This window comes from Carboxylicivirga agarovorans, assembly GCF_050589845.1.
Taxonomy (GTDB): domain Bacteria; phylum Bacteroidota; class Bacteroidia; order Bacteroidales; family Marinilabiliaceae; genus Carboxylicivirga; species Carboxylicivirga agarovorans.
Window position 1 is genome coordinate 1 of record NZ_JBNGPA010000041.1, and the last position, 23,076, is coordinate 23,076.

Genomic DNA, 23,076 nt, shown 5'->3' on the forward strand with positions numbered 1-23,076 from the left:
AATTTACGACACAATAGAGGCTTATGTGTTTCTTATTACAAACATACAGCCTTTTTGTAAGGAGGAGAGCTGATTTACATGATGCATAGATCTATACGTTTATAAAACTTCTTTTCGAACACTAAAAAGCAGTGCGGTCCGGCGACGCAGATGAAAGAGGAGAACTGGCTTGTGCGACAGGAAAAATACATCAAAGATTTAAGGGGAGCATTAATCTCAAAGAATAAAAAAATGCCTGGAATGGCATTTTAATTGGATTGGTTTAAATTAGCAACCATGATTAGAAAAACATTCAAAAACATAGAAGAATTTAATGAAGATCAATGTTTACCTAAACCTGAAAATCCCCTTTTTAGTATTGGGAATGTAAAATCAGGACCAGATGAGATTCGCCAAAAGCATCCCACGCAAAAGGAAATAAGCTATACCAACGAATTTTATGTTATTAGTCTGAAGAAGATCGTTTCCGGGGAGATCATTTACGGACGAACAAAATATGATTGTACCACCGGAACAATGCTTTTTTGGGCACCAAATCAAACCCTTATTACCAGGGATATAGCCATAGCTTCAGATATATGGTACATTAATTTTCATGATGATTTTATTCGGGGGCTGGATATTCGTAAGCGCATTAAAAACTATAATTTCTTCAATTATAATGTTAACGAGGCGCTGCATCTTTCGCCAACTGAAGAAGAAACTGTAAAATCTATTTTCAGAAACATTGAAAAAGAATACCATAATAACCAGGATGAGTTCAGTAAGGATATTATCGTTTCTCACCTTGAAACCCTTTTAAAATACGCCGATCGCTTTTATAAACGTCAATTTCTTAACCGTAAGGAATTAAATAAGGATTTAATGACCCGCTTCTATGACGCATTAAACGCTTATTTTGAAAACGATCAGCAAATTGACAATGGCATACCCTCATTAGCCTACATGGCTGATCAATTAGGGATTAGCCAGCGCTATTTAAGTGATAGTATCAAAGCCGAATCAGGTAAAACCGCCATTGACCAAATTAATTTGTATTTGGTTGAAGAAGCTAAGAATCTGCTGCTTCAACCCAATGCTTCAATTACAGAAACAGCCTACAAACTCGGTTTTGAATATCCTCAATATTTTACACGCTTGTTTAAGAAAAAAACAGGTGTCAGCCCTAAGGGGTATATCGAATCAGCCAATGTGAATTAATTTCCGCTTGAGCATGATTCGTATCCTTCGGTGGTTTTCATTAACTATACGCTTCAATTATCATGCTGCTTTCTTAAAGTTGACATGATTAGAGGATTATGCTATTACTGCCTGCTTTTTTTGTCTATTTGACACCTAATGTGCACCTTTAGGTTTGAAACATAAATACATACAAGCAGATGCAATGTCGCGCTTAATACTCTGATCAATATGATTCATGGTAATGGAATAACAGACAAAAGTCGTATTGCCGAATTATTAGCGGTTTTTGTAACAGGTGCAGGTAAATTCATATTTATGGATTACTTAAACTGGCGGTTGCCGTTCATTCTTGTTTCAATGACCGGCTGGGTAGGATATGTTATTTGGCGAAGTACAAAACAGCGATATATTCTGGAGCATTGGGGATTTGGATTCACTAACTTTAAGCAGGCTTTAAAAAAGGTGCTTCCCTTTGGTATATTGGCGTTTGTTGTTTTTGTAATAATAGGCATAATGCAGAATACCATTAATCTCACCTGGCATATCATACCAATACTACTTATTTACCCCATATGGGGCGTTATACAACAATTTTTAGTTATTGCTTTGGTGGCGGGGAATCTTCAGGACATTGAAACGGTCTCTGTAAAAAAAACTCTGACCATACTGATAACTGCTGTTTTCTTCGGAGTATTGCATTATCCTTATAATTGGCTGATTATTGGTACTTTTATTCTGGCCTTATTTTATGGCTATGTTTATTTACGGGTTAGAAACATTTGGGTTTTAGGTTTGTTTCATGGCTGGCTTGGAGGATTGTTCTTTTACACGGTAGTTAACCGTGACCCTTTTATTGAGGTATTCGGTAAGTATTTAAATTAAGAACAGTTTGTAATAATACCGTATGTTTGTCATGGAGTAATACGAGGCCATGCTTCACACTTATGTATGGATTATTAATATTTAAATTCAATATGAAAATTAATTCACCACTTCTGTTAATTGGCTTAATATCAATAATATTGACATCTTGTCTTAACCAGCAAAAAGAGAAAAAAGAAATGAAATATTCATCAGCCATTACCTTCCTGTATTACGATGATTTTGAATATGGTATTAACTTTTTTGAAAATGTGTTAGAATTGAACCTGGTTATGGATCAGGGATTTGCAAGGGTGTACCAGGTTAATGAAAAAGCATTTTTAGGCATCGTACAAAAGAGGGATACAAGTGAACTGGCAGGCAGTACTTTGTTCTCCTTAACCACTGCCAATGTTGACAGAGAATTCGAAAGGGTTAAAGCTTTGGGCACAATTAATTTAAGTGAGATGAAATACTTTGAATCAATCCCGCTTAAATCCTTCTTTTTTGACGACAAAGAGGGGCATAAGTTTGAAATTCAACAATTCTTAAAAGAAGAAGATGTACTTCAATTTTAAAGTTGTGAATGTTCCTGTAGCCAAACTTACGATATCAATTTTCTAATGGTGACATCACATGCAACAATTGGACAACTATACAAAGGAAAAGCTTACCATCGATCTAACCCAGGCTAACCTGATTGGTATTCTGATCCTTATACCCATAGTGGTGTTATTTGGTGTTCCATTCTATTTTATTTGGACCCCTACCATTGATATTAAGGCATTTATGGAGGCTGTAAGCCCCTGGACATTAGGATTGGGACTCATAAGGCTACTTGCCTGGTTGGTATTCGGAATAATTGCCCATGAGTTCATACACGGACTTACCTGGGCTATCTTTGCCACTAAAGGATTCAAATCCATACGTTTTGGAGTCCTATGGAATATGCTGACACCTTATTGTCATTGCAAAGAACCATTAACTGTCAGGCAATACATCACGGGTGCAATTACACCTGCCATATTTCTCGGCTTTTTACCCTGTTTATATGCCTTATTCACCGGGGATACAGGGGTACTTATTTTTGGTATGTTTTTCACAATGGCAGCCTGTGGCGATTTCATGATCATTCATCTTATTCGCAAAGAAAATGGCTCTGACCTGGTGCAGGACCATCCGTCAGAAGCCGGCTGTTATATTTACAGGAAAACCAAATAACAGCAGCTTTTAAGGCTTAAGCTAAACGTATGGTGTTTTTATTTGTTAGTTGTGTGTGCTGAAAGTAAAACAACAACAAAGTATTGATTACTATCTCTATGAATAAGAAAGTAGCTATTTTAAGAGGCATCAACGTAGGAGGAAAGAGAAAAGTCTTAATGAACGATTTGAAGTTATTGTGCCGGAAAATAGGGTGGATGCATGTAGAGACTTATATACAAAGTGGAAATGTAATATTTGACTCAGATCACTCAAATGCTCAATTAGAGGAGGGGCTGGAGCAGGCAATTGAAGAACAATATGGCTTTGATGTGCCTGTCATTGTTCGTAGTTCAAGTGAAATTAAGGCTTTGATCGATAAGAATCCGTTTTATGACAAGGATGTTGATATAATAAAGTTGCACCTGACTTTCTTAAAAGACAGCCCAACCAATGAATGCATTGAGAAAGCGAAGGCTTGTGTGCATGATCAGGACCAGTTTGAGGTAGTTGATAAAAATGTTTTTATCCGCTGTGAGGGCAAATACCACCAATCCAGGTTAACCAATGCTTTCTTTGAGAAGAATCTGAAGTTAGGAGCCACAACAAGGAACTGGAAAACGGTTTTAAAATTGAAAGAGCTGTGCGAATAAATTAGATAGTGCCTGTCTTTTAACAGATCTACTAAAAATGCTTATTCAAAAATAGTGTGAAACTTTATAAAAACTTTCACCTTGTAAGCATCGTTTAAATCGATTCTGTAAATTTTTTTTGGAATGGCTGAAATAACAAATAATACTTAATTATTTATTATTCAGTGGCTTGAGTGTGAGGCTTAAATCTTACCTGGTAGTACATCGTCAATTTAGACTAGTTCTGTTTTTATATGACCTTTTCTGTAATACAGCACGACGTAAATAGAAAAATCATATTTTTATTCGATCTTTTACAAATATTACAAAGCATGAATAAATGGCTGACTATGGTTTTGTTAACCATGTGCCTGGGACTGGCAAGGGCACAAATAACAGATTGGGAAACCTACTATGAGAAATCTAACTTCCTGGAAACCCCCAGGTATGATAAAACAATAGAATACTGTGAACAATTGGCCGATCATTCAGATTTCATTGAATATACCAGCTTTGGTAAAAGTGTTCAGGGGCGCGATTTGCCATTACTGATCATTGACAGAAACAGGAATTTTACACCTCAGGCCATTAAAGAATCAGGCAATGCTGTTTTAATGATTGAAGCGTGCATTCATCCCGGTGAATCGGAAGGAAAAGATGCGGGCTTTATGCTACTCAGGGATATACTGATCCACAACAAGTATCCTGAGTTGCTTGAAAACACCAGCATTTTATTTATTCCCATTTTTAATGCTGACGGGCATGAGCGTTTCAGTGCTTACAACCGCATCAATCAGAATGGACCAAAGGAAATGGGATGGCGCACAACAGCTGAAAATTACAATTTAAACCGTGATTTCACTAAGGCTGATGCTCCTGAAATGCAACAATGGCTGACATTATTCAATCAATGGCTACCTGATATGTTTGTCGATATCCATACTACAGATGGTGCTGATTATCAATATGCAATCACCTATGGTATGCATGTAATGGGCGATATGAATCCTGAACAAACAGACTGGCAGAATCAATACCTGGGCAAAATCGAAGAACAGCTAAAAAAGGATGATATATTGATGTTTCCCTATGTGTCTTTCAGAAGATGGCATGATCCGCGAAGCGGATTGATAAGGCAAACATCATCGCCACGCTATTCCACAGGCTACCTGGCCAGTCAAAATCGTCCGGCTTTACTGGTGGAAACACATATGCTTAAAGATTATAAAACAAGGGTAGATGCCACTTATCAGCTCCTGAAGCACACCATTGCTTATACAGATACGCATTATCAAACGCTTAAGGGCATGAACAGGAAGGCTGATAATGAGTCGGAAAACATGGCAGGGAAGGAGTTCGTACTCAGCTATTATACCTCTCAAAAGGATAGCACAACAGTTTTATTCAAAGGTGTGGAGTACGATATAGTTCACAGCGATCTAACCGATGGTATATGGGTGCAATTCAGCGATAAACCAAAAGATTACAACCTGGTTTTATTCGATAGCCTCATGCCGGGTAAGAAAGCTTTGTTGCCCAATGCCTATATCATTCCAGTTCAATGGTATCACGTGATCAATAAGTTAAAGTTACATGGCATTCAGTATATTACTCTTAACGAGCCCAAAGAGATAGCTGCTAAGACCTATAAATTCAGTGATATTAAGTTTGCCGGCTTCCCCTTTGAAGGGCGACAGATGGTAGAAGATTTTGAAATGGAGGAAGTTGCAATGCTTAAGACCTATATGCCAGGCTCGGTCATTGTTCCCCTAAATCAGCGGACAGGAAAGATAATAGCTCATCTGCTGGAACCAGAGGGACCTGATTCGTTTTTACGATGGGGCTTTTTCAACTCCATATTCGAACGTAAAGAGTATGTGGAAACATATATCATGGAGAAAATGGCACGGGAAATGATTAAAGAAAATCCTGATCTGCTTAAGGAATACAAGCAGGCTTTAGAAGAGCATCCTGAGGTATACAATAATCAGTGGGCTAAGGTTTTTTGGTTTTTGGAACGATCGGCTTACCGCGATCAGCAGAAAAACATATACCCGGTTGGGAAGATTTATAATTCAGAGTTTTAAGGGGCTTGAATGGTTAGTGTTGATGATTTGCAGGCTTCAAAGCAGGAAGAATTAACAAACTGTATCTCGCCTTTTCTATCCATGATGAAAATAAAGAAATTGCATTACCCATTTCTGGCATCCATAGGATTATATGGAAGTCGATTAAAAAAAGTTGATTACCTGCAATATAGTAGTCAATAAATCGTTACGATAAAATGTGAGAATAAACGTTTACCGTTTGTTTTTAAAAATCAGTGGGGGGTACATTAGTACCCCCTTTTATTATTATAATATTTGCAGATCATATGCAGGAGGCAGTACCTCTGAATAATTAAGAACACTTTGTTGTTAGTTATTTCTTTAATGGTTTGCCATTTAAAGTGTTACATCCCCATGAAATACGTTTGCAGATTCATATCTTAAAACAAGGCCCCGATAATTATCCGGGTAAAGGATTAATCGGATTGCTATGGCTTCATATTAGGTTTTGCCTGCTTTGATCTCATTTATATACTAATCTTTCCAACTCAGAACGATTATTTTGACGATGCGGTGGTCTGTTTTCCTTCTAAGCCGGGTCAAGCGGGCGTTAGTACATGGGGGTGAAACACAGATGAATGCGGGAGAAAAAAGGCTTATGCGATGTGAATAATTCATTAAGGATGTGGATTGAAGCTTTAATTGGACTTGCTACGATAGTTATCGTTGTTGTTTCTTTTGTGGTCATGACGAAAGGAAACCGACTGTTAAGGCATGCTCAACAGATATAATTGTTGATTTACTAATGATGATTGTGAGTTGATTTATCGAGTTGTTGATCTCTCAAATTGAATATTCTGGACACCTGACTAAGTGAACTGTATTTCGCCCCATTTAACAACACAATCCCACTGCATATAACATCAAAAAAACAGAAACAGATCATCCTAACAATTACAACCATTACAATCCTTTAATCAAAAGTCTATTTTACAATAATACATGCGTATGAGTAATTTATGGTCGAATTTTGATCAAAACTTAACCAAAGTGTCTTCGGTAAGTCTTCGGTAATTCTTTGGTACGCCTTCGGTATTTCTTCGGAACCGCTTCGGATCAACCTCGCTGCCGGCGAGGTTGATCCCGAAGAAGGCCCCTGTTTAGTATGAAGCAGGGAGTTGTATGGTAAGAAGTCGAAAGATAGTTTAAAATGTATATCTTGATAATATTAGTCTGCCTGGTGTATCAGGTATTATCACGATATTGAGTAGGGTTGGAGCTCACATATTTTCTGAATAGACGCATGAAACAGCTAGGGTAAAGCCCGGGCATGCACTACCTCAGAAATTGAATTATTAGGGTTTTTGCACTGTATTTTAGCTTCTGCTATAATATTTTGGTGAATTATCTAATGGGTGTTTTTACCTTTGTTATAATCGTGAATAATAGTATTAAGGCAGTTTGGCAATTTCTTGTTTTTGACAAACACAATTAAATCATGGTTCTTTGCTAAGTATTTAATTTTTAATTTCTTGTGTCAGACAAAAACACAATAGTACAGATGTTCTTCTCTAAGAAGAAGAAAAATCTAATAGTTATGTTGCTAATTCTCACTGTGGGAACAGGTGTAATGGGAATTGCCAACTATAAAAATCCTGTGTTTTTATTAAAGGTATACCTAAAAAATGGAGAGGTTTATTGCAATAATGAATTAATCTTAAAAGATAGCATTAATGAGTCCTTAAGTCACAAGTTTCTTGAATTTAGCGATTCCTTATTGACGAATGGAATTGTAAATAATTTGAGAAATAACTACTATTTGTTAGTGATTGATACTCTTGAGCTTTCAACAAACGTTTCATCTTTTATTGAAGAATTCACTGAAGATCAGATGAACCGTTATGCTTATTTTACAAGTAATAAACTGAATGATACAATTAACAATTTAATTCACTTATTCCCTGATGATTATAAAGATGGAATCAGGAAGTTTGTTCTAAGCAAGTTTAATAAACTGGACTTAATTGTTGTTGGGGATAAGACGATTGAAATAAATCATAAGCCAGTCACGAGAGATAGATTATTGGGACACATTGATATATTAATAAGTAATAGGAATAATCTGGTATATGTACAGGCAAAACGAGAGAGCAAATTTATAGAAGCTCTGCAAGTCTATCGTCTTTGTGACGATAGATTCCAAAAATATAGGAATTCCAAATCCATTGAACAGTTTGGAATAGGCTTTGACACTCTAAAGTATTATCTTTCAGAAGATAAAGAAGGGCAATGTCATGAATTCAGGAAAAAGCATAGACCTAAAATCATATTAGACCTGACAGATGACTACAGCAAAGATTCAGTTTTTGTGAAGTATTAATTGCTGAGATTTTGATTACTGCTACTAATACCAATAAAAAAAATATGTAAACGCCTTGACAGTAGGTTTTTATATACGTCAGTAGCTTTAATTATTAATGCAATAATTATATGTATGACGTAACAATGCAGTCTCGCCCTATTCCCAAATAACCTAATTATACAGCCGCTTAAGATTTGACAAACTTCAATTCAACTAACCGTTGATATAGCAGATGTTTATAGAGTGAAGAGTTTGTTGGTGAAATTAATTGTATATCAATGCTAATATGTTGGTATAAATAGATAATTAGTATAGATTTGGTGTGTATAATATAATGTTATACATTTTTAATTATAAAATAAGCATTATTTTTTCAAATTGTTGTAACAAATAAATCAGGCTGTGCTTCTAATGTTTAAAACAAATTAGATTTAGTCTGATTTAAAAACCTAAATTATATGAACAAAAAAATATTATTAGTAATTGCATTGATAATCATTTCAATCCTTGAGTCATATTCTCAGATTGTTTTTGAGAAAGGTTATTTTATTGATGAATCAAACCAAAAAACTGAATGTCTGATAAAGAATATTGATTGGTTCAATAATCCATCAGAATTTGAATATAAGCTGTCAGAAAACGATCCAATACAAAAAGTAACGATTGAAACTGTTAAGGAATTTAGTATTGATAATGCCTCAAAGTATGTCAGAGCAAAAATAAATATTGACAGATCTAGTAATGAGACGCGTAAAATAAGTTCTGAAAGAAACCCTGTATTTAAGGAAGAAATACTCTTTCTAAAACTTTTAATAGAAGGGAAAGCTTCGTTATTTCATTATGTTGATGGTAATCTAACTCGATTTTTCTATGCTTTAAATGATTCCCTAATAGATCAACTTGTTTATAAAACTTATATGGTTGATGATAAGTTATTAACGAATAATACTTTTAAGCAACAATTATTCATGCAGTTGAAGTGTGAGGGATTAGATTTAAGTGATATCAACAGACTCAGATACAACAAAAGAGACTTAGAGAGGTTTTTTATAAAATATAACGAATGTGTCAACTCTGATTATACCAACTATGATACAAAACAAAAGAGGGATGTCTTTAACTTAAGTTTTCGTCCAGGTCTCAATTATAGTAGTCTGCAAATACACAATAATATGTCAGATTCAAGAGATTTTGATTTTGGAAGTAAAATCGGGTTTAGAATGGGGATAGAAGCAGAATTTATATTGCCATATAATAAGAATAAATGGAGTTTAATAGTAGAACCAACATTTCAATACTTTAATACAAGTCAATCAAAAGAAACAAGTAATGTTTCTGGGGCGGTTCTTGTTTCAGAAGTTGAATATAAATCCATAGAAGTACCAGCAGGTGTCCGCTACTATATGTTTTTGAATGATAATTCAAAGCTATTTATAAACGTTTCATACATTTGGGATTTCCCCCTCAATTCAACAATCGAAATGCTAAGACAGGACAATTCCTTGCTTTCTTCATTAGAAATTGAGTCCGGACCAAATATTGCAATGGGAGGTGGGTATAAATTTAAAGATAAGTTTAGCATAGAATTGAGATACCATACAAGTCGTAATATACTAAACGATTATGTGTCTTGGGGCTCTGATTATAATTCAACTTCTATAGTACTTGGATATTCACTATTTTAGAACAACTTCTTATTCATAGCATAAAAAAAGAAAAGCCAGTAAGTTTAAAACTTACTGGCTTTTCTTGTGATCCCGAAGGGACTCGAACCCCTAACCTCCTGGGCCGTAACCAGGTGCTCTATCCAATTAAGCTACGGAACCGATTTTTCCTGTGTGCTTTGTGAACCATTGTTCTCAAATGCGCTGCAAAGAAAGGGTATTTAGTTGTAAGCTCCAAACTAAAAAAAGTAAAAAAATGTAACAAAAACCAATGGTAGCGGGCAATTGCCAATGGGTCAAACGCTAAGGGCCATGCATTTTTTTGTGTTTTTTTTTACTCCCATATGAATTCTCGTGCAAATGATCACCTGTTCAGTGAAATTACTCGCGAAACTGAGCATCGAAGACTTTTATAAGATTGATGTTACTTATGCTTATCCAGCTTACCTCGCTAATGAAATAACTATCATTCTTTTATATTAAGCTATTTTATTATCTTTCTTTCACATAGTGATATATCACTAATACTTTGCCCCAAATAACATAGCCTATGAGCATATTAAGAGAAATTACCGAATTACTTAATGCTGGAATTATTGATCAAACCACAGCCGACAGGATTCATGATTATTACAGTAAGAAGAAAGGAACATCCACCAACAGGTTATTTCTAGCTTTTGGAATCTTGGGTGCCATTTTGGTAGGTTTAGGAATAATATTAATCATTGCACATAATTGGGATGAACTTTCACGTTCAACAAAAACACTTTTTGCATTTTTGCCATTATTGGCAGGGCAAGGCTTATGTTTTTATTCCTTAATTAAAAAACAGCATAATGAGGCCTGGAAGGAAAGTAGTGCAGCATTTTTATTCTTCGCAGTTGGGGCAAGTATTTCGCTTGTAAGTCAGGTTTATAATATTCCAGGGGAGCTGAGTTCGTATTTGTTAACATGGATGCTTTTGTGCTTTCCGTTAATCTATGTCATGAAATCATCCATTGTTTCTTTACTGTACCTGATTGGAATAACATATTATGCAGCTGAGGTAGGTTATATGTCGCGATTTACTTCAGAATCATATTTATACTGGCTCTTGTTATCTTTGGAATTACCACATTATTATTATTTGTATAAATATAAAGCCAATAGTAATTTTATGGTTTTCCATAATTGGCTTTTCCCTTTGTCAATGGTTATTGTCTTGGGTACAGTAGCTTATAAAATGGAAGAGTTGATGTTTATTGCCTACTGCAGTTTATTTGGCTTAATGTATTTACTGGGAGATACTTCTTTTTTCTCCATTAAGAAGTTAAGAAATAACGGATATAAGATAATAGGTTCTCTTGGAACAATTGTATTGCTTATTATTTTAAGCTTTGAATGGTTTTGGGTAGAGTTAATTAGTAACGATTTACAATTAAATAAGGTAGTGGTTTCGCCTGAATTCATCACATCGCTTATTATCACCCTACTGGCTGGTGGACTATTGTACTTAAATCAAAAGGGTAAATCACTGAAAGTAATGAAACCTTTGGCTCCTGTATTTCTCATTTTTATATTCATTTTTATATTGGGACTAAAATCACCTATTGCTATTATACTGGTTAATTTATGCGTGTTTATGATTGGTATTCTGACCATTAGAGATGGAGCAAAAGAAAACAGTTTAGGTATCTTAAATTTTGGACTTCTCATTATAACTGTTTTGATTATATGCAGGTTTTTTGACACTGATCTGAGCTTTGTTTTCAGAGGTATTTTATTTGTATTGGTTGGTGCCGGATTTTTTGTTGCCAACTATTTGATGTTAAATAAAAGAAAGACAAATGAATAATAAAAAGATACTATTATCAGCATTTATTCTAATAGCTCTGATTCAATTATTTGTACCTGTCAAAATGATATGGGACAGAGAGAAGGTTATAGATTCTGGTACTGTTTTTAGATTTATGACAGCACCTGTTGATCCTAATGATCCTTTCAGGGGTAAATATATTACGCTCAATTATAGAGAAAATACTTTTAGGGTTGAAGACACAAATGACTGGACTAGAGGTGAATATATTTATGTTTATTTTTCTGAAAGTGAGGATGGTTTTGCCCAGATACAGTCTGTCTCAAAAACGCCTTTTACGGATGAATCTGATTTTATATTGACTAAAGTACAATATGTTAGTAAGGATAGTTCGAATACAATTGTTGTTGAATTTCCGTTTGATAGATTTTACATGGAAGAATCAAAGGCTTATGATGCGGAGCATGTTTATAGGCAATCGCAGATAGATACTACAAGTTTGACTTATGCTTTAGTTAGTATTAAGGATGGAGAAGCTGTTCTTCAGGATGTCTTGATTGATGAGATACCTATTAAGGAACTGGTAGAGAAAGACAATTGACGACTGAACACTTAACTTATTATCTGCCCTTTGAAAATGCCACTGCAAGATATTTCCAACATTAATTCAGTTATGGGGCACTAGCATAGGATCAAGCGTAGTAATGGTTTTTCATGTCGTCCTCTGGGATTTTTCATATTGAAGTCTTTCTTTTGGTTATCGATGGCTTATTTAGTAAATATTGATAAATGCTCACTTTGATCATAATAAAAAAAAAGCGTGCTTTTAAGCACGCTTTTTAATATCATTATTGTAAGCATTACCAAATACTGGCTCTGTTATCAGGTGCTATATATAATGCAGCTGTGTTGTCAAGGTTGAACGCTTTGTAAAACTCCTCCATGTTCGGCAGTGGACCGTTTACACGGTTAATACCTAAACTGTGAACATCGGTTTTAGTGCGACGTAATATTTCTTTGTCGCGGATGTTTTGCGCCCACACACGTGAATACCCCAGGAAGAAACGTTGTTCATCAGTAAAGCCATCAATATCGGCTATTTCTCCTTTTTCTTTAATCGAATTCTGATATGCCTGGTATGAGATAGCTAAACCACCCAAGTCGGCAATGTTCTCACCTAATGATAACTCACCATCGGCAAAAGTGCCAGGTAATACTTCAATTCTATTGAATTGATCAACCAGGAATTGTGTGCGAGAATTAAAACGCTCTGAATCCTCGTCGGTCCACCATGTTTGCAGGTTACCATCTTTACCGTATAAACGACCTTTGTCGTCAAAACCATGGGTCATTTCGTGACCGATCACTACACCAATGGCACCGTAGTTAACAGCATCATCACCATCAAGATAGAAGAAAGGAGGCTGTAATATGGCAGCAGGGAATACAATTTCGTTGCCAACAGGGCTATAATACGCATTTACTGTCTGTGGGAACATGTGCCATTCTTCCTTGTCAACCGGCTTTCCAACTTTCTCCATGTCGTGGGCAAAATCAAAACGGTTGCTGGCCAGTACATTATTTACATATGAGTCGCCCGAAATGCTTAAGGCTGTGTAATCACGCCATTTACTTGGATAACCGATTTTAACGCGGATGGCTGCTAATTTTTCGTGAGCTGCCGTTTTAGTTTCATCACTCATCCATTCCAGCTGGTCAATGCGCTGTCCAAAAGCAATACGCAGGTTTTCAACCAAATCGTCCATGCGTTGCTTTGCTGCAGGAGGGAAGTACTCTGCTACAAACAGCTGGCCAACTGCTTCTCCCAGTGCACCGTTGGTGTTATCCAGCACTTTTTTCCAGCGTGGCTCCATGGCTTTTTTACCCGATAGGGCTTCACCATAAAAGGCAAAGTCAGCATTTACAAATTCTTCACTTAATAAGGTGGCTGTTTTGCGAATCACCACTGATGATAAAAAGGCTTTCCATGTATCAATGCTTTCGTTGTCATACATAGCAGCTACTTCTTTTATAAAAGCGGGCTGGCTTACATTTATATCACCTGGTTCAGGCATATTGATGCCGGCCAAGAATTCGTTCCATGGAAATTGTGGTGCTAGTTCTGCTAATGCTGCAACATTCATCTTGTTATAAGTTGCATGCGGATCGCGGTTCTGCAAGCGGGTATTGGATGCCTGTGCCAATTTAGTTTCAAAAGCCATCACCGTGTTGGCCAGTTCTTCGGCATCATCTTCAGCATTTCCACTTAGTGCAAATAACTTAGTCAGGTACAATACATAAGCTTCGCGCAGTTTAACAGAAGTTTCATCGTCTGATAAATAGTAGTCGCGGTCTGGCATTCCAAGACCACTCTGGTAAATGCCGGCAATGGTCATTTCACTGTTTTTCTGGTCGGCCGATGAGTAGAAATAAAACAGTGGAGTTAACTGTTGTGATTGTAAGTTGCTGATCACATTTACAATACCTTCTTTCGAATCAATGGCTGCCACTTTATCCAGTAATGGTTGAATAGGAGCATAGCCTGCGGCATTAATAGCCTCAAGGTTCATACCTGCATTATAAAAATCACCGATTTTCTGAGCCAATGTACCTTCGGCACCTTTTTCGGCAGCAGCTTTCTCAACAATAGTTTTCACTTTTTCTTTGCTCTCTTCTGCAAGCAAATCAAAGCTACCAAAACGACTTTTGTCATCAGGTAGTGGATGCTGTTTCATCCAGCCTCCATTGGCATATTGGTAAAAGTTTTCACCAGGATTCATTGAATGATCCATGTCATCAGCCGAGAAAACAGGCTTAATTAGCTCTTTTTTAGATTGGTTGGATTGGCATGCACCAAGGGCTAAACCGGCTGCGCATACCAACATCAGATACGTTTTTTGCATAGATGTATTTACTTCTTATTAGTGTGTTTTTTAGAATTGGTTTCCCACTCAAATTAAACTAAAAGCCAACAATTGACCAAGTATATAAACATGATTCATTTCATATTTAGCTATATCACGGCACAAGTAATGGTCACTTTTTCAGCGAGATAATATAAAGTCCCAATAAATAATTCATGATTTTAACATCTTTTCAAGATAAAGAGATAAACAAATCTTAATTGTGCTTGTTTGTAAAATGGATTTTGCAATGTAGAGATTGCAATTGGGACCAAAACATTTTGATAAAAAAGTTTGTTTTAAAAGCAATATTTAGATTTAGTATAAATAACAGATGATAATGTCTGAATTACTATGTATAAAGAATAAATTAAAGATAAGCATATGTCAACATTTGAAATTTTAATGCCAAAAATGGGCGAGAGTGTCGAGGAAGCAACCATTACCAAATGGTTTGTTTCTGAAGGGGATACTGTTCAGGAGGATGATGTATTATTGGAAATAGCAACCGATAAGGTAGATTCTGAAATTCCTTCGCCTGTGGCAGGTACTGTTAAAGAGATAAAATATGCGGTTGATGATGTGGTGGCAGTAGGTTTACCCGTAGCCGTTATTCTATTGGAAGGCGCCGAAGATACCGATACTGAATCAGTTCAGGAAGCTGCACCAGCAGCAGCTAAATCTGAGGAAGTACCAGCACCTGTGGCAGAAGCTGTTGCGGCTGATTCCATTAATAAAACATCTGATCGTTTTTACTCGCCATTGGTACGTAGTATGGCCAAGCAGGAAGGTATTTTGGGCGATGAGCTGGAGAAAATTCCAGGTAGCGGTAAAGATGGACGTGTGACAAAATCAGATATGCAGAGCTATATTGCCAATCGCGGACAACAAGCTGCTCCTGCTCCGGCACCAGTTAAGGCTGCTCCGGTTTCTTCACCAGCGCCAGCGCCTGCCGCAACTCCTAAAGAACATAAGGTTAATGTTTCCGTTTCGGCCAACGATGAGATTGTGGAAATGGGGCGCATGCGTAAGTTGATTGCTGACCACATGGTAATGTCGAAGCAGGTATCACCACACGTTACCAGTGTAGTTGAAGCCGATGTGACCAATATGGTGCTATGGCGCACTAAGGTTAAAGATGATTATTTGAAGAAATATGGTGAGAAAATCACTTATATGCCAATAATCACCGAAGCTGTAGCCAAGGCATTACGCGATTTCCCGGGAGTAAATGCTTCTGTTGACGGAGATAAGATCATTTTACGTAAAAATGTAAATATTGGAATGGCGGTATCGTTGCCAACAGGTGATTTAATTGTACCGGTCATTAAAAAAGCAGATCAAAAGAACCTTGTTGGTTTAACCGGAGAAGTTAATCGTTTGGCGAATGAGGCAAGGGGGAACAAGCTGTCGCCGGATGATATCCAGGATGGTACTTTTACCATTACCAACTTTGGTTCTTTTAAAAATATTATTGGAACACCAATTATCAACCAACCTCAGGTGGCGATTTTGGCTACCGGTTCAATTGAAAAGAAACCGGCTGTTATTGAAACACCTACCGGCGATGTGATTGGTATTCGCCATAAGATGTTCTTGTCATTATCATACGATCACCGTATTGTTGATGGTGCCTTAGGTGGTGCTTTTCTGCGCCGCATTGCTGATTACCTGGAAGCGTTTGATATTAACCAGGAGATTTAATTATTGTATCTAACCGAAGTAAGGTGATTGATCCTTGACATCACCTTTCTTCCTGTCACATATTTAAAGTTTTTAATATGAATGATATTCCAAAAATACATTCCATAAAAAAGACAGATAAGGAGACCTTATTAAAATGGTACCGTATTCTGTTTTTAGGACGTACGCTTGATGAAAAAGCACCGAATTATTTAAAGCAGGCCATTGGTTGGTCTTATCATGCGCCAGCGGCTGGTCATGATGGTATTCAGCTGGCTATTGGTCAGGTTTTTGATCGCTCAAAAGATCACCTGTTTCCGTATTATCGCGATTTGGTGACGAATGTGTCGGCCGGCTTAACTGCCGAAGAGATTATCTATAACGGTATCTCTAAAGATGCCGATGTGGCCGGTGGCGGTCGTCATATGTCCAATCACTTTGCCAAGCCTGAGTGGAATATTCACAATGTTTCATCGTGTACGGGTAACCATACCTTGCATGCGGTTGGTGTGGGACGTGCCATCAAGACCTATGAAGCTAAAGGTGTGGCTTTTAGTTCACAAGGTGAGTCTTCTGTTTCAGAAGGATATGTGTACGAAGCCATCAATGGCGCCTCTAAAGAACAGCTGCCGGTTGTGTTTGTTTTCCAGGATAATGGCTATGGTATTTCGGTGCCTAAAAAAGACCAGACGGCTAATCGTAAAGTTGCTAAGAACTTTGAAGGTTTTAAAAACCTGAGAGTTATGTATTGTAACGGTAAAGATGTGTTCGATTCAATGAACACCATGCTGGAGGCATCAAAATGGGCCGAGGAGAATCAGAAACCGGTGATCGTGCAGGCTAATTGTGTACGTATTCACTCGCACAGTAACTCTGATCGTCATGATTTGTATCGTGATGATAATGAGCTGGGTTATGTGAAAGAATATGATCCACTTGCCAAGTATCAGCGTCTACTGAAACGTTACAACCGGGTAACTGAGGAAGAGATGCAGGCTATTGAAGCAGAAGTGGCTGAGGAAGTGAAGCAGGCACACCGCAAAGGTATGACAGCTCCTCATCCAACGCCTGAGTCGATTCATGATTTTGTTTTGCCTGAACCTTATGATGCAGCCAGGTATCCCGAAGGAACGCATAATTTTGATGGTGAGCCTCAAAAACTGATCCAGGGCTTAAACGAAACCTTGAAGGCTGAGTTTCGTCACAACCCGGATACATACATTTGGGGACAGGATATTGCCAACAAAGATAAAGGCGGTATTTTCAATGTGTCTAAAGGTATGCAACAGGAGTTTGGTAAAAAGCGAGTGTTTAATGCGCCTATTGCCGAGGACTTTATCATGGGAACGGCTAATGGGATGGTGCGTTACAACAAGAATATACGTGTGGTAGTTGAAGGTGCTGAGTTTGCCGATTACTTCTGGCCGGCTATGGAACAGTTTGTTGAAACGACACATGAATACTGGCGTACCAAAGGACAGTTCTCTCCAAATATTACAGTGCGCCTGGCTTCTGGTGGTTATATTGGTGGTGGATTGTATCACTCACAAACCATTGAAGGTGCCCTGGCAACATTCCCGGGTGTGCGAATTGTTTATCCGTCTTATGCCGATGATGCCGCTGGCTTGTTACGTACATCAATGCGCTCAGAAGGTATGACTGTGTTTTTGGAGCCTAAGGCGTTATATAATGCACCAAAGGCAGCAACGCCAATTCCTGATGATTTTGAGGTGCCGTTTGGTAAGGCACGTACGCGTCGCGAAGGTACTGATCTGACTATTTTTACCTATGGTAATACAACACACATGAGTGTTGAAGTTGCTGATCAGCTGTCTAAAGAGGGACTGGGTGAAGTCGAAGTGATTGATTTGCGCTCAATTATTCCATTGGATACGGAAGCGGTAATTGCTTCAGTTAAAAAGACTTCTAAGGCACTGGTGGTGCATGAGGATAAGGTATTTGGTGGTTTTGGCGGCGAAATTGCGGCTCAAATCACTTCAGAGGCATTTGAGTTTTTAGATGCACCTGTTAAGCGTGTTGGTTCAACCTTTACTCCGGTTGGTTTTAACCGCACATTAGAGGCGGCTGTATTGCCGAATAATCAGCGCATTATGGATGCAGCAAAAGAATTATTAGCGTATTAAAATTAGTTGTATCATGGAAAAAACAGGTATATTCTATAGTTTCAGATCGGTTAAAACCGGACAGCAGGTTAAAAAGATTGTTAAAGCATTGGGGGCTGATGTTGAGGCCTTTGATGTTGATATAATGACTGGTGATGATTTTATGCAATTCACCAATTACATTCTGGCCGTGCCTACCTGGTTTGATGGTGAACTGCCCAATTATTGGGATGAGTTTTTGCCTTCTGTCGAGGATGAGGATTTAAAAGGTAAGAACTTTGCCATTTTTGGAGGTGGTGATCAGAAAGGTTACCCTGAAAATTTTGTTGATGGTATTGGCCTGATGGCAAATTTCCTCGAAGAGCGAGGTGGAAGCATTGTGGGCTTCACGTCAACTGAGGGGTATGAATTTGAAGGCAGTGTTGCTCAGCGAGGTGATCAATTTGCAGGTCTGGCTTTGGATATTGAAAATCAGGCTGCTCTTTCAAACGAGCGCATTGATAAGTGGTGCGCTGATTTAAAGAAGGCTTTCAAATAATGTTTGCAAAACAGTAGCTGGATATAGCAGACTTAAATGAAGTGAATATTTTATTGCTCTATATTAAGGGGTGGTCATTTTTTGATCATCCCTTTTTTTATGCCATCAGGTGTGTAATTAGAACTCTTGTGCCAATGGCTATCAGCAATAGACCTCCAATCAATTCTACTTTTCGTTTAAAAATACTACCTAGTTTAAGGCCAATGGTCAGCCCTCCAAAGGAAAACAAAAAAGTCATAAGACCTATAATGAGCGCTGAGAATACAATATCCACATTAAGTAGCGAGAAACTGATACCAACAGCCAGGGCATCAATGCTTGTTGCCAGTGCCAATGCCGTGATGGTTCGTTTACTGTATATGTTTATGGTATGTACTTCTTCTTCCTGTCTTATCGATTCGTAAACCATTTTACCTCCAATAAGTAACAGTAAAGCAAATACGACCCAATGGTCATAGTCGCTGATAATTTCAACAAAGTTACGTCCCAGGCTCCATCCAATGACTGGCATACTGCCCTGAAAAATTGCAAATGTAAGACTAATGCGACTCATTGTTGCCGGCGCAAATTGTTTAAGTGATAAACCGGCAGTGATAGATACGGCAAAAGAATCCATAGCCAAAGCACAGGCTAGTAGTATAAGGGTGATTAATTCCATTGTTCAATTTTGTGATGCGAAAATAATTCTTTCGCGCCAATTTAAAAATGAATAGGACGAGTGTTTTTGCTTAACAATAATTAAAGGCACGAGAGTTATGTATTTAAATGCAGATTGATAACTGTTCAGAATGAAAAAAATCCATTTTTTAAGCTTATGGGTGATCTAATTTGAGAAATATGATAAAAAAGACAATGTTTGAATATGCTTAGTTAAAAATAGGAGAGAGTCATGACAAACAGGTTAAGTTACATATGTATACTACAATAATAGCACAGTGTATAAAGTGACAATTACAAATGTAACTTAGATGTCAGCGTATTTTAATTAAGAGTCGAAGATTAACTTCACTCATTGGTATACACATGTAATATTTTCAACTTTTGTTTAACGACGCCCTCTGGTGTAATACAGTTGCACAATAAATTATACAATATTACCATAAAACTCTATACGCCAGGGTGATAAGGCGTTTATATAAACACTAACTAGAAGAATATCGGAATTGTATTGTATAAATATGCAAAGCCTTTGATATCCATGGTTTAAATAAACTATATGGTATTAATAACCAGTCTTTTACTGTAATTACCTACAAATATACTTAAGCTTATTTGTAAGCACTGACAATCAGGTACATATAAATGGCCAAAAAGCCTGAAATGCCCGGTTATCCATGTTATAATGGTTATGGTTGATTAAAATGAGTACAGACTATTAGTCACATATAGAGGCTAATAAGGGGAATACGTAAAGTGATGGTTTGATAAAGCTTGTATTGATACATATGTATATGATATACAACAGGTGTTTAGGGATGCGTTAGTGAGAATTTATAAGGATTACATTTGTATAGAAGTAAGCTTTTGTTTACATTTGTTCTCATGAGTAACATTTGTAGTTTGTTAAGCGCTGTATTTACAGCATTACAAATGTTAACCGCATTATCAATGTAACACAAGCTGTTATTGAAGTTTGTAAACAACCTTGCTTAAAACAGTATAATAGATAAACAACAGATGAAGGAACGCATAGAAGCCATTATACAACACGAGCGATTAACACCATCGCAGTTTGCCGATTCTATTGGCGTTCAGCGTTCAGGTGTTTCACATATATTATCAGGGCGTAATAAGCCAAGTCTCGACTTCCTAAACAAACTTTTAAGTAAGTATCCGCATATAAGCGGCGACTGGTTGATAACCGGGCAGGGAAGTATGATAAATGGCGCTAAAAACGACTTTAAAACAAACGAGCAGTTACGCTTCCCTGAGTCGGAAGAAAAGCCCAAAGCAAACTTTAAAATGCCTAAAAAGGTGATTAAGGAAGAGGATCAGGCACTTTATAAAAAGCCGGTTCCCGACGAAAGACCTGCAGAAGTGACAGATAAAGCCCTTTCTATGCCCGGTATATCTGAAGTTTCTAATGGTAAGACAATTGAGCGTATTGTGGTCTTTTACAGCGATAAAACGTTTAGGGAATATAAGCCTGAATAGCCTCCTGTTAACTTAATTGACCAGATGACTGAGTGGCTTATTCGTGTTACGGTGAGCCTTACCTTCTCCTGCACTATAAACTTTTAGATGTGCTGCCAAATAGTTACAAATATTCAATTCTTTTTATGTATCTTTGTCCAATTTTAGGGTATTTACAAATGTAAACCCGCCTTAAATGAATATTAAATTCTTATAAGATACATGAAGAAGTACATCGACGATTTTAAGGTCATTAAAAATGAACGCTTAAATTTTGAGTACGTCATCCTCACACTTAAACATCCTGATAAAATGCCTGACATGTTGCCGGGGCAATTTGTGGAAGTGCGAGTTGATAACGGACCTAATACCTTTCTTAGACGCCCTATTTCGATCCATGACGTGGATATGGAGGCCAATACTATGAAACTGTTGGTTCAGGAAATTGGTGAGGGAACCCGTTTAATGGGCCAGTTAAAAGAAGGTGACAACTGTAACCTGGTTTATCCGCTGGGTAACAGCTTTTCATTGCCTGAAAAGAAACGTGTGCTGCTCGTTGGCGGTGGATGTGGTATTGCTCCTTTGTTGTTTATGGGCAGACACCTGAAAGCCAATGGTATTGAACCTCAATTTCTCCTGGGGGCCCGTTCTGAAGAAGGTTTAATTGCCCTTGAGGCCTTTCAATCATTAGGTACTGTACACTGTACAACGGAAGATGGTTCTGTAGGTACTAAAGGTTACGTTATTCACCACCCGGTGATGCGGACTGAAACTCCTGAAATTGATCATATTTACACATGTGGACCTGAGGCCATGATGAAGGTTGTGGCTAAGTATGCTAAAAACCATGGTATTAAATGTGAAGTTTCGCTTGAAAACCATATGGCCTGTGGTTTTGGAGCTTGTTTATGCTGTGTGGCTGATACTTTAGATGGTCATAAATGTACTTGTACTGATGGTCCTGTGTTTGATTCAACTTATTTAAAATGGTAGACTTAACGATAGATTTAAACGGATTAGAACTTAAAAATCCGGTAATGACCGCCTCTGGCACTTTTGGCTATGGTGAAGAGTTTATGGACTTCTTCGATGTTAGCTGCCTGGGAGGTGTATTGGTTAAAGGAACAACGCTGGAGCACCGCGAAGGTAATGCTTATCCTCGTATGGCTGAAACGCCTCAGGGGATGTTAAACGCCGTTGGTCTTCAAAATAAAGGGGTTCATTATTTTGCTGAGCATATTTATCCGCGTATTAAGGACTATAAGACGAATATGCTGGTAAATGTATCAGGCTCTACCATTGAGGACTATATAAAGACTGCTGAGGTGGTTAATGAGCTGGATAATATACCTGGTATTGAGTTAAATATTTCGTGCCCTAATGTTAAGGAAGGTGGCATGGCATTTGGAACAAGCTGTCCTTCGGCTGTGGCTGTGGTAGAGGCTGTCCGAAAGGTGTATAAGAAGCACTTGATGGTTAAGTTATCACCTAATGTGACTGATATTGCTGAAATTGGAGTGGCTGTTGAAAGTGCTGGTGCAGATTCGGTTTCTCTGATTAATACCTTGTTGGGTATGGCTATCGATGCCAAAACACGTAAGCCAATCTTATCGACAATTACTGGTGGTTTATCTGGTCCTGCTGTTAAACCTGTTGCGCTGCGTATGGTATGGCAGGTATCTCAGGCTGTTAAGGTGCCTGTTGTTGGTATGGGAGGTATTATGAATACAAGCGATGCTGTTGAGTTTATGCTGGCTGGTGCATCTGCTATCCAGGTGGGTACAGCTAACTTTATCGATCCGTGTGTTACTGAAAAGATTGTTAAGGGTCTGGAGGAGTATTGCGCTGAGAATGGGTTTGATAAGGTAAGCGATCTGGTTGGAGCTATGGAAGTATAGTTTATTCGCTAGTATTATAAGATATAAAAGCTCGTCGTTTGGCGGGCTTTTTTG

General features: G+C 37.6%; 19 protein-coding genes and 1 tRNA gene. 17 read left to right on the forward strand and 3 right to left on the reverse strand.

Annotated features, from left to right (window positions below; translation table 11 throughout):
* The first annotated feature begins 276 nt into the window (after positions 1-276).
* From ACRD69_RS22635 to ACRD69_RS22675, 9 genes are all read left to right on the forward strand, one after another.
* Entirely contained in the window at positions 277-1,200 is a 924-nt protein-coding gene (locus tag ACRD69_RS22635; RefSeq protein WP_430817437.1) for a helix-turn-helix domain-containing protein, read from the forward strand.
* 210 nt (positions 1,201-1,410) lie between these two features.
* On the forward strand, positions 1,411-2,064 hold the full coding sequence (locus ACRD69_RS22640; RefSeq protein ID WP_430817438.1) for a CPBP family intramembrane glutamic endopeptidase: 654 nt from the start codon (positions 1,411-1,413) through the stop codon (positions 2,062-2,064).
* Positions 2,065-2,156: 92 nt separating this feature from the next.
* Entirely contained in the window at positions 2,157-2,621 is a 465-nt protein-coding gene (locus tag ACRD69_RS22645) for a VOC family protein (protein WP_430817439.1), read from the forward strand.
* A 58-nt stretch (positions 2,622-2,679) separates the two neighbouring features.
* Positions 2,680-3,264, forward strand: a complete 585-nt coding sequence (locus tag ACRD69_RS22650; protein WP_430817440.1) for a DUF3267 domain-containing protein — start codon at positions 2,680-2,682, stop codon at positions 3,262-3,264.
* Between the two features lie 98 nt (positions 3,265-3,362).
* A complete protein-coding gene (locus tag ACRD69_RS22655; protein WP_430817441.1) occupies positions 3,363-3,896 on the forward strand; it encodes a DUF1697 domain-containing protein in 534 nt (177 codons plus the stop codon).
* Positions 3,897-4,207: 311 nt separating this feature from the next.
* A complete protein-coding gene (locus ACRD69_RS22660) occupies positions 4,208-5,962 on the forward strand; it encodes a M14 family metallopeptidase (protein WP_430817442.1) in 1,755 nt (584 codons plus the stop codon).
* 9 nt (positions 5,963-5,971) lie between these two features.
* Entirely contained in the window at positions 5,972-6,145 is a 174-nt protein-coding gene (locus tag ACRD69_RS22665) for a hypothetical protein (RefSeq protein ID WP_430817443.1), read from the forward strand.
* A 1,375-nt stretch (positions 6,146-7,520) separates the two neighbouring features.
* Positions 7,521-8,303 carry a hypothetical protein gene (locus ACRD69_RS22670; protein WP_430817444.1) on the forward strand — a complete coding sequence of 261 codons (783 nt, stop codon included), beginning with the start codon at positions 7,521-7,523 and terminating at the stop codon, positions 8,301-8,303.
* Positions 8,304-8,743: 440 nt separating this feature from the next.
* Positions 8,744-9,970, forward strand: a complete 1,227-nt coding sequence (locus tag ACRD69_RS22675) for an outer membrane beta-barrel protein (protein WP_430817445.1) — start codon at positions 8,744-8,746, stop codon at positions 9,968-9,970.
* A 67-nt stretch (positions 9,971-10,037) separates the two neighbouring features.
* Here ACRD69_RS22675 and ACRD69_RS22680 read toward each other — a convergent pair.
* Positions 10,038-10,111, reverse strand: a tRNA-Arg gene (locus tag ACRD69_RS22680).
* Positions 10,112-10,499: 388 nt separating this feature from the next.
* Here ACRD69_RS22680 and ACRD69_RS22685 point away from each other — a divergent pair.
* Together ACRD69_RS22685 and ACRD69_RS22690 are read left to right on the forward strand one after the other, a co-directional pair.
* On the forward strand, positions 10,500-11,783 hold the full coding sequence (locus ACRD69_RS22685) for a DUF2157 domain-containing protein (protein WP_430817446.1): 1,284 nt from the start codon (positions 10,500-10,502) through the stop codon (positions 11,781-11,783).
* Positions 11,776-12,345 (forward strand): GDYXXLXY domain-containing protein, encoded by a 570-nt coding sequence (locus ACRD69_RS22690; protein ID WP_430817447.1) that lies wholly within the window; start codon positions 11,776-11,778, stop codon positions 12,343-12,345. The genes ACRD69_RS22685 and ACRD69_RS22690 overlap by 8 nt, the downstream gene beginning before the upstream one ends.
* Positions 12,346-12,604: 259 nt before the next feature.
* Here ACRD69_RS22690 and ACRD69_RS22695 read toward each other — a convergent pair whose 3' ends face one another.
* A complete protein-coding gene (locus ACRD69_RS22695) occupies positions 12,605-14,647 on the reverse strand; it encodes a M13 family metallopeptidase (protein WP_430817448.1) in 2,043 nt (680 codons plus the stop codon).
* A 384-nt stretch (positions 14,648-15,031) separates the two neighbouring features.
* Here ACRD69_RS22695 and ACRD69_RS22700 point away from each other — a divergent pair, with 384 nt between their 5' ends.
* From ACRD69_RS22700 to ACRD69_RS22710, 3 genes are all read left to right on the forward strand, one after another.
* Positions 15,032-16,351, forward strand: a complete 1,320-nt coding sequence (locus ACRD69_RS22700; RefSeq protein ID WP_430817449.1) for a dihydrolipoamide acetyltransferase family protein — start codon at positions 15,032-15,034, stop codon at positions 16,349-16,351.
* 77 nt (positions 16,352-16,428) lie between these two features.
* Entirely contained in the window at positions 16,429-18,474 is a 2,046-nt protein-coding gene (locus tag ACRD69_RS22705) for an alpha-ketoacid dehydrogenase subunit alpha/beta (RefSeq protein WP_430817450.1), read from the forward strand.
* Between the two features lie 13 nt (positions 18,475-18,487).
* On the forward strand, positions 18,488-18,991 hold the full coding sequence (locus ACRD69_RS22710; protein WP_430817451.1) for a flavodoxin: 504 nt from the start codon (positions 18,488-18,490) through the stop codon (positions 18,989-18,991).
* A 97-nt stretch (positions 18,992-19,088) separates the two neighbouring features.
* Here the strand turns inward: ACRD69_RS22710 and ACRD69_RS22715 are convergent, their stop codons facing one another.
* Entirely contained in the window at positions 19,089-19,649 is a 561-nt protein-coding gene (locus tag ACRD69_RS22715) for a manganese efflux pump MntP (protein ID WP_430817452.1), read from the reverse strand.
* 1,019 nt (positions 19,650-20,668) lie between these two features.
* On the opposite strand from ACRD69_RS22715, the gene ACRD69_RS22720 reads away from it, so the two are divergent.
* From ACRD69_RS22720 to ACRD69_RS22730, 3 genes are all read left to right on the forward strand, one after another.
* On the forward strand, positions 20,669-21,145 hold the full coding sequence (locus tag ACRD69_RS22720) for a helix-turn-helix domain-containing protein (RefSeq protein ID WP_430817453.1): 477 nt from the start codon (positions 20,669-20,671) through the stop codon (positions 21,143-21,145).
* A 201-nt stretch (positions 21,146-21,346) separates the two neighbouring features.
* Positions 21,347-22,117: a dihydroorotate dehydrogenase electron transfer subunit gene (locus ACRD69_RS22725; RefSeq protein WP_430817454.1), complete on the forward strand. Its 771-nt coding sequence runs from the start codon at positions 21,347-21,349 to the stop codon at positions 22,115-22,117.
* Positions 22,111-23,022 (forward strand): dihydroorotate dehydrogenase, encoded by a 912-nt coding sequence (locus ACRD69_RS22730; protein ID WP_430817455.1) that lies wholly within the window; start codon positions 22,111-22,113, stop codon positions 23,020-23,022. The genes ACRD69_RS22725 and ACRD69_RS22730 overlap by 7 nt, the downstream gene beginning before the upstream one ends.
* Positions 23,023-23,076 lie beyond the last annotated feature (54 nt).

Bases quoted from the DNA above. Each gene is read 5' to 3' on its own strand.
- ACRD69_RS22685 (WP_430817446.1), top strand. From the start codon at position 10,500: ATGAGCATATTAAGAGAAATTACCGAATTACTTAATGCTGGAATTATT.
- ACRD69_RS22715 (WP_430817452.1), bottom strand. From the start codon at position 19,649: ATGGAATTAATCACCCTTATACTACTAGCCTGTGCTTTGGCTATGGAT.
- ACRD69_RS22650 (WP_430817440.1), top strand. From the start codon at position 2,680: ATGCAACAATTGGACAACTATACAAAGGAAAAGCTTACCATCGATCTA.
- ACRD69_RS22645 (WP_430817439.1), top strand. From the start codon at position 2,157: ATGAAAATTAATTCACCACTTCTGTTAATTGGCTTAATATCAATAATA.
- ACRD69_RS22670 (WP_430817444.1), top strand. From the start codon at position 7,521: ATGTTGCTAATTCTCACTGTGGGAACAGGTGTAATGGGAATTGCCAAC.
- ACRD69_RS22640 (WP_430817438.1), top strand. From the start codon at position 1,411: ATGATTCATGGTAATGGAATAACAGACAAAAGTCGTATTGCCGAATTA.
- ACRD69_RS22705 (WP_430817450.1), top strand. From the start codon at position 16,429: ATGAATGATATTCCAAAAATACATTCCATAAAAAAGACAGATAAGGAG.
- ACRD69_RS22660 (WP_430817442.1), top strand. From the start codon at position 4,208: ATGAATAAATGGCTGACTATGGTTTTGTTAACCATGTGCCTGGGACTG.
- ACRD69_RS22655 (WP_430817441.1), top strand. From the start codon at position 3,363: ATGAATAAGAAAGTAGCTATTTTAAGAGGCATCAACGTAGGAGGAAAG.
- ACRD69_RS22720 (WP_430817453.1), top strand. From the start codon at position 20,669: ATGAAGGAACGCATAGAAGCCATTATACAACACGAGCGATTAACACCA.
- ACRD69_RS22695 (WP_430817448.1), bottom strand. From the start codon at position 14,647: ATGCAAAAAACGTATCTGATGTTGGTATGCGCAGCCGGTTTAGCCCTT.
- ACRD69_RS22690 (WP_430817447.1), top strand. From the start codon at position 11,776: ATGAATAATAAAAAGATACTATTATCAGCATTTATTCTAATAGCTCTG.
- ACRD69_RS22665 (WP_430817443.1), top strand. From the start codon at position 5,972: ATGGTTAGTGTTGATGATTTGCAGGCTTCAAAGCAGGAAGAATTAACA.
- ACRD69_RS22700 (WP_430817449.1), top strand. From the start codon at position 15,032: ATGTCAACATTTGAAATTTTAATGCCAAAAATGGGCGAGAGTGTCGAG.
- ACRD69_RS22725 (WP_430817454.1), top strand. From the start codon at position 21,347: ATGAAGAAGTACATCGACGATTTTAAGGTCATTAAAAATGAACGCTTA.
- ACRD69_RS22675 (WP_430817445.1), top strand. From the start codon at position 8,744: ATGAACAAAAAAATATTATTAGTAATTGCATTGATAATCATTTCAATC.
- ACRD69_RS22730 (WP_430817455.1), top strand. From the start codon at position 22,111: ATGGTAGACTTAACGATAGATTTAAACGGATTAGAACTTAAAAATCCG.
- ACRD69_RS22635 (WP_430817437.1), top strand. From the start codon at position 277: ATGATTAGAAAAACATTCAAAAACATAGAAGAATTTAATGAAGATCAA.
- ACRD69_RS22710 (WP_430817451.1), top strand. From the start codon at position 18,488: ATGGAAAAAACAGGTATATTCTATAGTTTCAGATCGGTTAAAACCGGA.